The 13,508-nt window shown below is 38.2% G+C and carries 13 protein-coding genes and 1 tRNA gene; 9 read left to right on the top strand and 5 right to left on the bottom strand.

Going from position 1 to position 13,508, the window contains the following annotated elements:
- Positions 1-60 precede the first annotated feature (60 nt).
- Genes KXV15_RS13240 through pelA form a run of 4 tightly spaced genes read left to right on the top strand, consistent with a single transcriptional unit; the run spans position 61 to position 5,561 of the window.
- Positions 61-1,533, top strand: coding sequence for a UxaA family hydrolase (locus KXV15_RS13240; protein WP_240008689.1), 1,473 nt, complete (start codon positions 61-63; stop codon positions 1,531-1,533).
- Entirely contained in the window at positions 1,530-2,960 is a 1,431-nt protein-coding gene (locus tag KXV15_RS13235; RefSeq protein ID WP_240008688.1) for a mannitol dehydrogenase family protein, read from the top strand. Before KXV15_RS13240 ends, KXV15_RS13235 begins: the two co-directional genes overlap by 4 nt.
- A complete protein-coding gene (locus KXV15_RS13230) occupies positions 2,947-4,305 on the top strand; it encodes a pectate lyase family protein (protein ID WP_240008687.1) in 1,359 nt (452 codons plus the stop codon). The genes KXV15_RS13235 and KXV15_RS13230 overlap by 14 nt, the downstream gene beginning before the upstream one ends.
- A 41-nt stretch (positions 4,306-4,346) precedes the next feature.
- Positions 4,347-5,561 carry a pectate lyase gene (pelA, locus tag KXV15_RS13225; protein ID WP_240008686.1) on the top strand — a complete coding sequence of 405 codons (1,215 nt, stop codon included), beginning with the start codon at positions 4,347-4,349 and terminating at the stop codon, positions 5,559-5,561.
- Between the two features lie 30 nt (positions 5,562-5,591).
- On the opposite strand, the gene KXV15_RS13220 is transcribed toward pelA, so the two are convergent.
- Complete coding sequence (locus tag KXV15_RS13220) at positions 5,592-5,972, bottom strand: DUF2147 domain-containing protein (RefSeq protein WP_240008685.1); 381 nt, start codon at positions 5,970-5,972, stop codon at positions 5,592-5,594.
- A 75-nt stretch (positions 5,973-6,047) separates the two neighbouring features.
- Here KXV15_RS13220 and KXV15_RS13215 point away from each other — a divergent pair, with 75 nt between their 5' ends.
- Entirely contained in the window at positions 6,048-6,830 is a 783-nt protein-coding gene (locus KXV15_RS13215) for a DUF1295 domain-containing protein (RefSeq protein ID WP_240008684.1), read from the top strand.
- Positions 6,827-7,852 (top strand): SAM-dependent methyltransferase, encoded by a 1,026-nt coding sequence (locus KXV15_RS13210; RefSeq protein WP_240008683.1) that lies wholly within the window; start codon positions 6,827-6,829, stop codon positions 7,850-7,852. Before KXV15_RS13215 ends, KXV15_RS13210 begins: the two co-directional genes overlap by 4 nt.
- On the opposite strand, the gene KXV15_RS13205 is transcribed toward KXV15_RS13210, so the two are convergent.
- Both KXV15_RS13205 and KXV15_RS13200 read right to left on the bottom strand, forming a co-directional pair.
- Complete coding sequence (locus KXV15_RS13205; RefSeq protein ID WP_240008682.1) at positions 7,845-8,630, bottom strand: DUF1365 domain-containing protein; 786 nt, start codon at positions 8,628-8,630, stop codon at positions 7,845-7,847. The genes KXV15_RS13210 and KXV15_RS13205 overlap by 8 nt on opposite strands.
- Positions 8,623-9,987 carry an NAD(P)/FAD-dependent oxidoreductase gene (locus KXV15_RS13200; RefSeq protein WP_240008681.1) on the bottom strand — a complete coding sequence of 455 codons (1,365 nt, stop codon included), beginning with the start codon at positions 9,985-9,987 and terminating at the stop codon, positions 8,623-8,625. Before KXV15_RS13200 ends, KXV15_RS13205 begins: the two co-directional genes overlap by 8 nt.
- Positions 9,988-10,041: 54 nt before the next feature.
- Between KXV15_RS13200 and KXV15_RS13195 the strand changes: the two genes are divergently transcribed.
- Genes KXV15_RS13195 through KXV15_RS13185 form a run of 3 tightly spaced genes read left to right on the top strand, consistent with a single transcriptional unit; the run spans position 10,042 to position 11,808 of the window.
- On the top strand, positions 10,042-10,725 hold the full coding sequence (locus KXV15_RS13195) for a sigma-70 family RNA polymerase sigma factor (protein ID WP_240008680.1): 684 nt from the start codon (positions 10,042-10,044) through the stop codon (positions 10,723-10,725).
- A complete protein-coding gene (locus tag KXV15_RS13190) occupies positions 10,722-11,381 on the top strand; it encodes a cupin domain-containing protein (protein ID WP_240008679.1) in 660 nt (219 codons plus the stop codon). The genes KXV15_RS13195 and KXV15_RS13190 overlap by 4 nt, the downstream gene beginning before the upstream one ends.
- 7 nt (positions 11,382-11,388) lie before the next feature.
- Positions 11,389-11,808, top strand: a complete 420-nt coding sequence (locus tag KXV15_RS13185; protein ID WP_240008678.1) for a DUF2177 family protein — start codon at positions 11,389-11,391, stop codon at positions 11,806-11,808.
- Here KXV15_RS13185 and KXV15_RS13180 read toward each other — a convergent pair.
- Positions 11,792-12,982 (bottom strand): SAM-dependent methyltransferase, encoded by a 1,191-nt coding sequence (locus KXV15_RS13180; protein WP_240008677.1) that lies wholly within the window; start codon positions 12,980-12,982, stop codon positions 11,792-11,794. The two genes, KXV15_RS13185 and KXV15_RS13180, sit on opposite strands and share 17 nt — an antisense overlap.
- Positions 12,983-13,139: 157 nt before the next feature.
- Positions 13,140-13,216 (bottom strand) — tRNA-Met (locus tag KXV15_RS13175).
- Positions 13,217-13,508: the final 292 nt, after the last annotated feature.

Below are 13,508 nucleotides of genomic sequence, written 5' to 3'. Positions count from 1 at the left end.
TCACTATTATATGACACCGGTGTCTTAATAAAGAGGAAAATTGCTAAATTGCGTAAAATAATGAAAATAAACGCCACTGATAATGTTGTTGTTGCGCTTGAAGACATCAAAGCGGGACAATTATCATGCGATAATTTTCATCTTGATTTAAGCTCACCAATTAGTCGTGGTCATAAGGTTGCAATTTGTGAAATAAATGCTGGTGATGCAATTATAAAATATGGCTACCCAATTGGGGTTGCGACACAAAACATAATGCCGGGCGAACATGTTCATGTCCATAATTGTCGATCTAATCTTGACGGAAGTATTGCCTCTATAATTCCAAAAATAGATAATAGAACGCCATCAAATAACAGCCCACAAATTAGTTTTATGGGCTATCAACGAGATGATGGCAGTTTTGGCATACGTAACGAAATTTGGATTATCCCAACGGTTGGCTGCGTTGCCAATATTTGTAAAAAAATTGGGCTTCAGGCAACAAAAAGCCATCCTGAATTAGACGGAAAGATCCATGTTTTTGCGCATCAATTTGGCTGTTCGCAATTATCCGATGATTTAGGTAATATCAAAAATTTGCTTACATCTTTAATTTGCCACCCCAACGCCTACCGCATTTTATTAGTTGGGCTTGGATGCGAGAATAATCAGGGCAGCAAAATAATAGAAGCCCTGCCAAAGTTCGCACAAGAAAAAACACTATTCTTTAAAGCACAAGAAGTGGCAGATGAACTTGAGGTCGCATTAAACCATATCACCAAATGGAAACATGAAATGGCGCAGCTGCAAAGAACCCCTGCACCATTGTCGTCATTGAAAATTGCCGTTAAATGCGGTGGTTCAGACGGAATGTCTGGACTAAGCGCTAACCCACTTGTCGGTCATATTAGCGAGAGAATATATGATGCCGACGGCACAATAATAATGGGTGAAATCCCCGAAATTTTTGGTGCAGAACAAGTCTTATTACAACGATGCGCAACCAAAGAAACGCAAGCCAAATTTTTAGAAACAATCGGAAACTTCAAAGAATATTTTACAAAAAATCAAATTGCAGTTTATGAAAACCCATCACCGGGAAATAAAGATGGCGGTATAACTACACTTGAAGAAAAGTCGTTAGGTGCTGTTCAGAAGGCCGGAAAAGCAACGATTACTGATTTAATAAATTATGGTGGACGCACTAATAAAGCTGGCTTGAATGTTGTTTACACACCGGGAAATGACGGCATTTCATCAACTGCATTTGCGGCGGCGGGTGCACATATAATCCTATTTACGACCGGACGCGGCACGCCAATGGGTTTTCCGGTTCCAACTTTGAAAATCGCTTCAAATACTGCACTTGCGGAGCGCAAGCCAAATTGGATTGATTTTGATGCCGGGAAAATTGTGCAAAGTGGTGATTTTAATTCCCTTGCTGATGAATTGATGGATTTAATAATTCAAACCGCCAATGGCAAACCAAGCAAAAATGAAATCAATGATGAGCGTGAAATCGCAATCTGGAAAAATGGGGTAACATTATGAGTATTTTATCCCAAAGCCATATCAAAACACCAGCCTTTAACCGAAACAATTTAAAGGCATCAATTGTGCATTTTGGCCCGGGGGCATTTCACCGCGCGCATCAATGTTATTATATTGATTTATTGAACGCTATTACGCCTGATTTCGGCATTGTTGAAATTGCTCTAAATTCAGAAGACACTATCAAAAGCCTTGAAAATCAAGATAATCTATTCACCATCAAAGAACTTGGCGAAAATAGCAAAAACCACATTATCGCATCGATAAAAGATGCGATTTATGCACCACCTAATAAAAGCAAGATTTTTGATTTGCTTCAAAACCCTGAAATCAAAATCATAACCTCCACCATAACAGAAAAAGGTTATTGCATTAAAAATGATGGTAAACTTGATTGGGACAATGAAGGAATAAAACACGATTTAGAAAACCTTGATAACCCCAGAACCTATATTGGTTATGTTATAAATGGCCTGTTGAGACGCTATAAAAACGCGACGCCACCATTCGTGATTATCCCTTGCGATAACCTTAGCGAAAATGGAAAAAAGGTTAAAAATGCCCTTTGCGATTTTGCACAAAAAATTGATACTGATTTTGCAAAATATATAATGGACAATCTTGTAGCACCATCCACCATGGTTGATAGCATTACCCCAAAATCTGACAATGCTCTATTTAGCCAGATTGAAGATGAATATGGATACAAAGATAATGCTGCGGTTTGGCGCGAAGAATTTACGCAATGGGTCATTGAAACCTATGACGGACATAAGAATGTGCCTTGGGAAAAGGTTGGCGTAATTCTAACTGATAATGTTGCAGCGTTTGAACAAGTAAAGCTAAGAATATTAAATGGCGCTCATTCAACACTTGCCTATTTGGGTTGGTGCCTTGGCTTTGAAACTGTTGCGCAGGCAATGGCAAACCCAATGCTTGAAAAATTGGTGCATGATTTAATTTTCAAAAACATCATACCGTCTTTAAAAAATGTCGGGAATATTGATGTCACAACTTATGCAAATGACATTATTGCCCGCTTCAAAAATCCAGTGGTGCAACATAAACTCGCGCAGATTGCATGGGACGGATCACAGAAAATTGGCTTTCGCTTATTGCCATCAATCAGACAAAATCTGAAAGATAATGCCAACATTTCATATTTGTCACTTGGGATTGCCGCATGGTGTCGCTTTATTATAAGGATGACAAGGCAGGGTAAGGAAATTACCGACCCAATGGCAAAAATCCTTATGGAAATTGCGAAAAAAGCAAAAGATAAAGCAAATGATATTGACGGCTTCTTATCATTAGAAATGATTTTTGATGCTGATTTGGAAAAAAACCAAACCTTTATCAACGAAGTAAAACAACAATATAATAAAATTATAAAAGCAGAAAATGGAGGAAACATTGAAGCCTTTTAAAAAATATATAGCCGCAATTTGCCTATTGGGGTCACTTCCAGTTAGTTCAACGGCATTTGCCAAAGAGGCCCCACAAACCTATAAATTAAACCGCTCTACCTATGACTTTACAGCGTGGGCAAAAGATACCAAAGGCGGCAAAGGTGGCCGAATTATAAAGGTTACAAACCTTAATAGCTCTGGTCCTGGATCCTTGCGTGAAGCCATAGATGCAGAAGGCCCGCGCATCGTTGTTTTTGAAGTTGGTGGGGTGATTGATCTTGGCGATAAAAACCTTTCAATCCGAAACCCATATATCACAATTGCAGGACAAACCGCACCAAACCCAGGAATAACCGTTATTCGCGGTGAAACCAATGCAACCGGAACCCATGATGTAATTATACAGCACGTTATGTTTCGCCCAGGAGATATAGGAAAGGCAAAAATGTCTGGCGGTGATGACGATGCCTTTTCAACTGTTGGGGCATATAATGTGATCATTGATCATTGTTCTTTTTCATGGGGAACCGATGAAAACCTGTCGGCATCTGGCAAACGCTTTAAGGGTGCGAATGTGAATGAATGGCGGCAAAATACTTCGCACAATATCACCTATTCAAACAATTTAATCTTTGAAGGCCTTGCCAACGCCAACCATCCCAAAGGTGAACATTCAAAAGGCGGCCTTATGCATGATAACACCACCGGTATTTTGCTTTATGGCAATGTTTATGCCTCAAACATGGAAAGAAATGCTCTATGGAAAGGTGGTTCGCATGGGGCTGAAATCAATAATTTAATTTACAACCCAGGGCAAAAAGCAATCCATTATAACCTTGTAGCGCACGAATGGGAAAATGTGCCGTACCAAACTGGAAAAGTAACCCTTATTGGCAATGTCTATCGCCAAGGGCCAAATACCCGCCCAGACACCCCATTATTTAGCGTTGGTGGAGATGGTGATGTTGAATTATACCTTAAAGACAATATTGCCCAAGATTTTGAAGGTAAACCAGTGGCACAAACCGGTCGTTACACCACAGGACGTGCAGAAATTATCCCAGCAAAAACGCCATATATAACCCCCGATGTAAAAACCATTCCGGCTTCATTACTCGAAAGAGAAATTTATCTTTCAGTGGGTGCGCGACCATGGGCAAGAGACCCAGTTGATTTCAAAATCTTATCAGATGTGGTTGAGGGGCGCGGCGGAATTATTGACAGCCAAAGCCAAAATTACATTGGTTATCCAAAATATGCGCCAACCACCAAGGCCTTTGTCGAAAGTGACTGGAATCTTGATGACATGTCACCAAAGGCAGGTTGGCAAAGCTTATTTTCGCATTCATCGCAAGAGCATTAAATTATAAAACATCCATAAGAATGTAAAACCGAGGGATAGAAATGAAAAATTCTGTTTCAAAATTATTTGCGAACTCAGCCATTTTTTATTTTCTATCTTTCGGGATTGCAAATGCAGAAATTGTTGGAAAATTTATCCCTGCAGTCCCGCTTAGTGATGCCCTGGTTTCATCGTCCCATCCGATAAACGAGAAAGAATGGCATGAATATATAGCCCAAAGCGATGCCCAAAGAGAGCAGGACAAAGCCATATTCGACAAACAAATTCTTTCTGGGCAAAACAAACTGTTACCAATAGCAAATTTATCCTCATCAACGGCAACCGAAAACACCAAACTATTATCAATCCTTAGCTTTCAAATGCCATCTGGTGGTTGGTACAAGGCATTACCGCGCAATATTATCCGCCAAAATGGGTATGCCTATTCACCAGAAGGAAGTTATGAAGCAACCATAGACAACGATGCAACCTATGAAGAACTAAAATTTCTTTCGCATGCCTATTCTAACGCACCGGATGAGTACAAACCACAAATTATAAACGCACTGGAAAATGGCGCAAAGTTCCTTATCAAATCGCAATATCCCAATGGCGGCTATCCGCAAATGTATCCACTTCGTGGTTGGTATCACGATGCTGTTACTCTTAATGATGATGCAATGCTTAATACCATTAAGATACTTGGTGATATTGCAGATGGCAAAGATGGTTTTGCACAAATTTCCACCAAAACTCGTGAACAGGCAAAAACTGCGCAACAAAAAGCGCTATCTTTATTAGTTTCACTGCAAGTCAAGGTGAATGGCAAAAAAACAATATGGGCGCAGCAATATGACCCGCTTACTCTTCTGCCATGTTCAGCAAGAAATTTTGAAATGACGTCCCTTGCAAGCGGTGAAAGCGCCAATATATTGCTTTACCTTATGAAGATACAAAACCCTTCAAAGGATATTAAAGACGCAATTATTTCTGGCATAGAATATTTTGATGCCAACAAAATTGAAAACAAGAAGTGGGAAAAAAGCAACCAAACAGGCAATAAAGAATTAATTGATGCAATCGGCGCAAAACCTTTATTAGCAAGGTATTATGATATCACAAGCAACCAGCCATTGTTTGGCGATAGGGATAAAACCATCCACGATAACGTATATGACCTAAGTCTTGAAAGGCGCAATGGCTATTCATGGTATAACACATCATATTCAAATGTGATGAAGGCATATGATGAATGGAAAAAAGCAAATAATAAATAAACCAATTTAAAAATATAATTTTTAAATATACTAATCAATCTTTTTCCAATGTGCGGTTTTGCATACAAGACCACCTAATATACATCCTTTTGAAACCATTTTTTCAGAAGCATATTGCATTGATATTTTATATTTTAAATTTCGCTGCGGATCGCCGGCAATACCAGTAATTTGACCGTTTTTATGAGAATGAATTTGAATAACCAAATAATCGCCAACTTTTTCTGATTTTGTGCCTGGCCTAATCCAAATGTTTTTAACGCATAAATTTGCACCGCACTGATAGATATTAACCTTGGCTATATTATCGCCACGCGCCCAATTACCATACGGCGTATGCTGCATTGAAAATGCAGAAACAGGAAACGTGATAAAAACGAATAAAATTAGGTTAAATATTTTTTTGGTCATAAATCTTGTACGTCTTGGGCAGGTAATTGGATTAGTAAAACTGAACCAGACGCAAACTCATAACGTATCATTGTTATGACTATTCAATTTTTTATGTTTTTGACGGCAACCGCATTTTTTATTATGTCGATTGCTTGGTTTTTAGAGCGCAAAACCAGTCGCAGTGGTTATATAGATGCTGTTTGGGCCATAAACGTTGGTTTATTGTCGCTGATTGCAATTTTTTATGTTGGCGCAACATTTCGTTCCACCATTTTGGCTTTAATAATCAGCTTTTGGAGTTTTCGCCTTTCTTCATATTTATGGAAGCGCGGCAGCATTAAAGATGACCCGCGATATGAAGCATTAAAAACCCAATGGGGTAAAAATGCATCTTTGCAATTATTCATATTTCTTCAAATCCAGGCGTTTTGCGCAATTATTTTAAGCTGTTCGTTATTGCTTTCGGCACAAAAACACACAATCGATTTTTTAGACATATTGGCGGCAATAATTATAATAATCGCCCTGATGGGTGAAGCATTGGCCGATAAGCAATTAAATGATTTCCGCAATATGGGAATCAGAAACGGCGTTTGTAACAATGGGCTATGGAAATATTCACGCCATCCCAATTATTTCTTTGAATTCTTGTTTTGGTGTGGAATTGCCCTATCAGCAATAAATTTAAATGAAGGTAGTCCTATCTCAATTTTGGCATTTGCCGCACCAATAATGATGTATTTATTATTGCGCTATGCATCTGGCATCCCGCCATTAGAAGCGTACATGCTGCAAACGCGCGGTGAAGTATTCGCAGAATATCAACAAACCACAAGTCCGTTTTTTCCACTACCACCAAAAGAGAGCAAAAGATGATTAATCTAGAACGCATTATAGGCTTTGCAGAAACCGCCCCATTACCAGATTTTCTTTACTCACAAGGTATAAATTATCTAGTTGGCACGCAGAAAAAACGCTTGATCAAGACAAAATACTCGGACGAACAATTTGCAAATGAAATGATAAATTTTCCAATTGCTGCCAATACACAAGAAGCAAATGAACAACATTATGAAATCCCGTCCGAGTTCTTTGCGATTGTTTTAGGACCACACAGAAAATACTCTTGTTGCTTCTTTGAAGCAGATACCACAACCCTAATTCAAGCAGAAGAAAATGCACTTTCAGAAACTTGCAAACGTGCCAATCTTGAAGATGGCCAAGAGGTGTTGGAATTAGGCTGCGGGTGGGGATCATTGTCGCTTTATATGGCGCAAAAATATCCAAATTCAAAAATAACTTCTGTTTCTAATTCTAATTCCCAACGTGAATATATTGAAAATCAAGCATTAGTTCGTGGCGTAAAAAATCTAAGAGTTATTACTGCTGATATGAACGACTTCAACGTGGATAAAAAATTTGATCGTATCGTATCGGTTGAGATGTTTGAACACATGTCGAATTGGAAAAGTTTGCTGGAACGGGCGCGCACATGGTTAAAGCCTGATGGATTTATCTTTATTCATATTTTCACACATAAATCACATTCATATCGCTTTGATTTAAATAACCCGGCGGATTGGATTGGGCGATATTTCTTTTCAGGTGGCATTATGCCATCACATAATCTTATGGCACAAATGGGAAATATTTTTACGATTGAAAAAGTCTGGAATTGGAATGGTACACATTATAAGAAAACCGCTGATTTATGGCTAAGAAATTTCGATGAAAATCGCGAAAAAATCGCGAATATTTTCCGTGTTACATATGGAAAAGACTATCAAATTTGGATGCGCAGATGGCGACTTTTCTTCTTGTCTACTTCTGGATTATTTGGTTTTGATGATGGTAAAGAATGGTCAATCAGCCATTATTTAATGCGCCCAATTAACTAATAGTTGGATTATTATTTAAACTAATACCTGACTTTGGGGTCTTTGGTTTTGGTTTCAGCCAAAGACCTTTGAAAATTAGCTTTAAGGCTTCATAATGAATGCCAAAAACAACTTTTAGGGTAAAAAACGGTAATTTCAAAAATATTTTCCACAAATTTGCATCATTCAATTTGTCGGCATGCCCTTTGAAGGAAGCAAAAAGATATTTTTGGTTCTTATTATCCAAAAGCTTTATATTAACTAAAATATCATCTGATGGTAAAGCCAATTTGAATTTATACTTCATACCATTGGTCGCCATAAATGGCGAAACATGAAGCCGTTTTTGGGTCTCTTGTAATATTATTTGGTCATTATTGCTTTCCAATACATAAGAGTGTCTATCACCAAACGTATTGTTAACTTCATAGATAACATACTCAACCCTATCGCCATTCATAATATAATAAATGCTTATTGGGTTAAAAACAAACCCCAATACTCGCGGCATAGTAAGAATGAAAATATCTCGCCCATCGGATGCGATACCTAAATCTGACAGCATATTTTTTATGCGCTGATATATATTTTTGCCATTGTTGCTAGGCAATACGCCATAATCACTCTCATAAAAACTGAATAGATTAAAGCGGTTTACGGATATAAACTTTAGTCCACTAAGGTCATCCAACTTAGAAACGTCCAAAAACAGCATAAATCCAGAATATGATAAAAAATGCGCACGCGGCAAAAGCCGTCTGTGTATGATTTCACCGGAATAAATACACCCTTTACGCATTTTGCACCATTTGTGGCATTTGATATGCAAGCCGACTTTGAGAATTATCAAAATCCCATGGGCGCTTCCTTCCTGATATTGCTTCAGCAACAGCTAGCCCAGATTGTAAACCGTCTTCATGGAAACCATACCCCTGCCATGCGCCACAATACCAAAAGTTTCTTACGCCTTGAATCTCCCCGACCCGCTTTTGTGCGTTTAGCGCGTTGGCATCAAAAATCGGATGGTCAAATATTCGCTCGGAGATTATTTTTTCTGGTGCAATTTCAATAGGTGGATTAAGTGTTACAAAATAATCCTGTTTCGTTTCCAGGCGTTGTAAAATATTCATCCAATAAGAAACACAAAGCCCTTTTGTGTTTGAAATATAATTCCATGCTGCCCATGCCTTACGGCGTTTTGGCATTAGCTTGACATCCTTGTGTAGAATAACACGATTTTTGCTATATTTTATCGTGCCAATTATCTCTTTTTCCAATGACGTTGCGGCATCATTGAATATTTTTGCCGTTACATCTGTATGAGTTGCAAAGACAACATCATCATAAAGGCCAAGGCTTTTATCTGTGCCAAATAGTTCAACTTTATTATCATGTCTGACCACATTTTTAATGGGACATGAAACATGAATTTCCCCATTAAAATTGGTTATAATTTTTTTTAGATATGCTTGTGCACCGCCGACAACACTTCGCCATAAAACCCTATCTTTTAATTGCAAAAGACCATGATTAGAGAAAAATCGTACAAAGGATTCAAACGGATATTCAGAAATTTTTTCCGCTGTGCATGACCAAATAGCCGCTGCTTGGGGCAATAAATGATCTTCTATAAAAGTTTTTCCATATTTACCCTTTATGAGGTATTCTCCTAAACTGAGATCTAAGTTTTTACCCTTTGCAAAATCCGATAATGCATTTTTATTAAAGCGAATAATATCAAATATCATTCCATAAAAACGCGGGCTTAATAAATTTGATTTTTGGGCAATAATTCCATCAACCCCAAGACTTGAATATTCGTAATTACCGCCTCTTGCAGAAACACCAAATGACATATCTGCCAGTTCATGCTTTACATCCAAAGCTTCAAACAGTGCCACTAAATTTGGATAGCACGGCCTATTAAACACGATAAACCCCATATCTATCCAATGGTCGCCATATTCATCCATATGTTTTACCGTGTGGCTATGGCCGCCTATCTGTTCTTCGCTTTCAAATATTTCAACATCACAATCATGTTGCAAATGCCACGCGGCAGCTAATCCAGAAATACCGCTTCCAATTACTGCGACCTTTTTTCTGTGGTTTACTGTATTTTGTAAATTATCAAATGAATCATGGATTTTAAGCATTTTAATTCCTTTGTATTTGATACGCCCACAAACTGTATTTGGATTAATTTCATTGTGAACCAAAACATTATCACGGACGTAAAAAGCAGCAAAACAAAGGATTTAGCTTTGCTTGAATATAAAATTTATGGTCAAATGCCATTCATGGCATCAATAGATGATAATGCAAGTGACGCTTCGCGTCCTTTCATAAGCGATGAAGAATTAATTATATCTATTGCTGCGTCCCAAGACCGTGATGCCTATCGCGAATTATTTGGACGCTTTGCACCTAAAATTAAGGGGTTCTTAATTGGGCGAGGATGCACAAACACAGAAGCCGAAGACATTGCACAAGATGCAATGTTAAAAGTATGGCAAAATGCAAACCAATTTAATCCTACAAAAGCAAAGGCATCAACATGGCTCTATACAATAGTGCGAAATTTACGAACTGATTATTTGCGCAAACAAAATCGCATTTCACGCCTTAAGAACGAATATGTCGAAGAACCAAATATTGCAGCCTTGCAAAATGAGAAAATAGTCCAAAGCCAATCCGCAAAAATTGTCCGCGAAGCAATTGAAGAACTTCCAGATGATCAATTAAGGGTGGTACGTTTATCTTTTTATGAAGACTTATCACACACACAAATTGCGGATGCATTAGGTCTTCCACTTGGAACGGTTAAATCACGTCTTAGGCTAGCATTGGAAAAATTAAAAAGTCTTCGGTCTGATAGCGGGGAAAAATTATGATTATGGCGAATGGCATCAATGGCCACATAGATGATTTGGATTTATGGGATTATGTGCGTGGCGGTCGTGATTATGGCGAACGTATAATAATTGCGACCCATCTTCACTTATGCAAAGAGTGCGAATTAAACGCGTCTCTCTTTGAAGATGCGTGCGGGGAATTATTAGAAAATTCTGAAGAAGTCCCAATGTCTAAACACTCCATAGACATTGCATTGGCACGCACTGAAATCAAAACGAAAACTATGCCATTACCACAATTGCAAAATGAAATTTATGGGCATAGTCTGCCTGATAACCTTAAAGGCATAAAAACTAAACCACGTCATTTTTTAGGGCCAAATGTTTGGATTGCACCCATAGTTGACAATGGCATCCCTGCACCTAATCAAGCATATTTCCTATGGGTCAAAGCAGGCATGCAAATGCTTCCGCATAGCCATACAAATAATGAGATCACACTTATACTTGAAGGCGGCTTCAAGGATGGGGAAAATAGCTATCATGCAGGTGATATTATCTATGAAGATGGCCATACTATCCATGCGCCCGAAGTTTTAGGTGATGAAGATTGTCTATGCCTTGTCTATCAAGATGGTCCAATTCTTCCCAAAACATTTTTGGGCAAATTGTTAAAACCATTTGCAAGAATATAGGTTTATAATGAGATTAGTTCAAATAATAACAAGTGTCATCATTTTAATTATAACGCTAATTTGCCTTGATGCAGTTTGGTTCATAGCAAGTCTTGATAGTTTTTATAGACCACTTATGGGGGAGCTTCTAAATCCTTCACCAAATCTATGGGCAGGCGGCATTTTTTATATTATTTATGCAATAGGCTTACAAACATTCGTTGTTCAGCCAAGCTTCAAAGAAAAGCCATATAAACAAACGATTTGGCGTGCTTCTTTATTTGGCTTAGTTGCATTTTCAACATACGACCTTACCGCACTATCAGTTATACAGGGTTTCTCAATTAAACTTGCTATTGGCGATATTCTATGGGGCGTGTTTGCTGCAACCTTGTCTTGCATGATAACAATTTACACACTGCGTAGATTGTTTAAGATCCACGTTTAAGAGTTAAATGAATTACATCCGTGCGATCAGATAAAAAGCCTGCGTTACAATATGCAAGATAGAAATTCCACAATTTTTTAAACTTCTCATCATAGCCCTTAATACGCCCATTAGACCAAGCACTATTAAATCTTCTATGCCATTCTTGAAGTGTTCGCGCATAATCGTGGCCAAATTTGCGAACTACATTGGTTTCAAAGCCTTTTTCTATTGTGTAGTTTTTTAGCTTCTTAATCGAAGGCAAGAAGCCGCCCGGAAAAACATATGTTTGGATGAAATCAACACTCTTTATATATTTGTCAAATAAATCATCATGAATGGTTATAATTTGTAACCCAGCCATACCATTCGGCTTTAGAACCTCTTTAATTTTCCTAAAAAAGTCTGACCAATATTTATAGCCAACAGCTTCAAACATCTCGATAGAAACAATTGCATCAAATTGCCCCTTTATATCACGGTAATCGCAAAGCAAAAGATTAACCTTACCTTCCAATCCCCTATCGTTAATTCTCTTTTTGGCAAATTCATATTGTGCATTACTTATAGTTACGCAGGTTACATTTGCACCGATAACTTCCGCTGCATAAATTGCAAAGCCGCCCCATCCGCAGCCAATTTCCAAAACCGATTGGCCGGCTTGAAGATTTACTGATTTTGCAATTTCTTTATACTTTCGGTTTTGGGCCGTGTTTAAGTCTAAATCATTATCGAAAATAGCCGCTGAATACGTCATACTTTCGTCAAGCCATTGTGAATAAAAATCATTCCCTAAATCGTAATGTGCATATATATTTTTTTTTGACCCGCTTTTACTATTTGGACGTAAAACATGTGTAATGCCATGAATAGTTTTCTTTAAAATACTGTCATTTTGTATATTTGCAAAATTATCTAAATTCGCACTCAAAACTTGCATAAGCGCAAATAAATTAGGTGAATCCCATTCACCCTTTGCATAACTTTCAAAAAAGCCAATGTCACCCGATAGGTATAAACGCCATAAAAAGCGATAGTTATAAATAACAATATTTCCTATGGGCAAGTAATCAACATAATTACCAACAAGATGCGAAGCTCCATTAGGTAGCGTAATATTAAGCTCACCAATGCACAATTTTTGATTTAGTAGTTTTATAAATTGAGCTTCAATAATCTTGTTTATAATATCCATTTTTATTCTTCAAACTATACGTTAATAGTCTTTATACGCACGGAAGAAGTTATTGGATTTTTAAATAATGCAATTAAACGAAAGAATTTTTCTGAAAATAGAGAAGCCGCTGAATATTTTTCTCGGCTGTGAGTAATAAATGACTTATTGTGTGTTTTGGGTGCGGGGGCAGGATTTGAACCTGCGGCCTTCAGGTTATGAGCCTGACGAGCTACCGGGCTGCTCCACCCCGCGATAAAATTGGTGCTGACGAAATTGTCAGCGAAGGAACCATTGGTGGGCTTGGCAGGGCCCGGTTCGTTTGGTTTGCCGAATTCACCCAATATGGGTTCATTCGGTTGAGGGCTGCTCCACCCCGCGATAAAGATGTGCTGACTGGTGTAGTCAGTGAGTGAACCGTTGGTGGGCTTGGCAGGGCCCGGTTCGTTTGGTTTGCCGAATTCACCCAATATGGGTTCATTCGGTTGAGGGCTGCTCCACCCCGCGATAAAGATGTGCTGACTGGTGTAGTCAGCGAAGGAACCAT

The sequence above is a fragment of the Pseudaquidulcibacter saccharophilus genome (assembly GCF_019455445.1).
In the GTDB taxonomy this organism is placed as follows: domain Bacteria; phylum Pseudomonadota; class Alphaproteobacteria; order Caulobacterales; family Aquidulcibacteraceae; genus Pseudaquidulcibacter; species Pseudaquidulcibacter saccharophilus.
The sequence above is the reverse complement of the archived record's forward strand: the minus strand, read 5'-3'. Positions and strand labels throughout refer to the sequence as shown.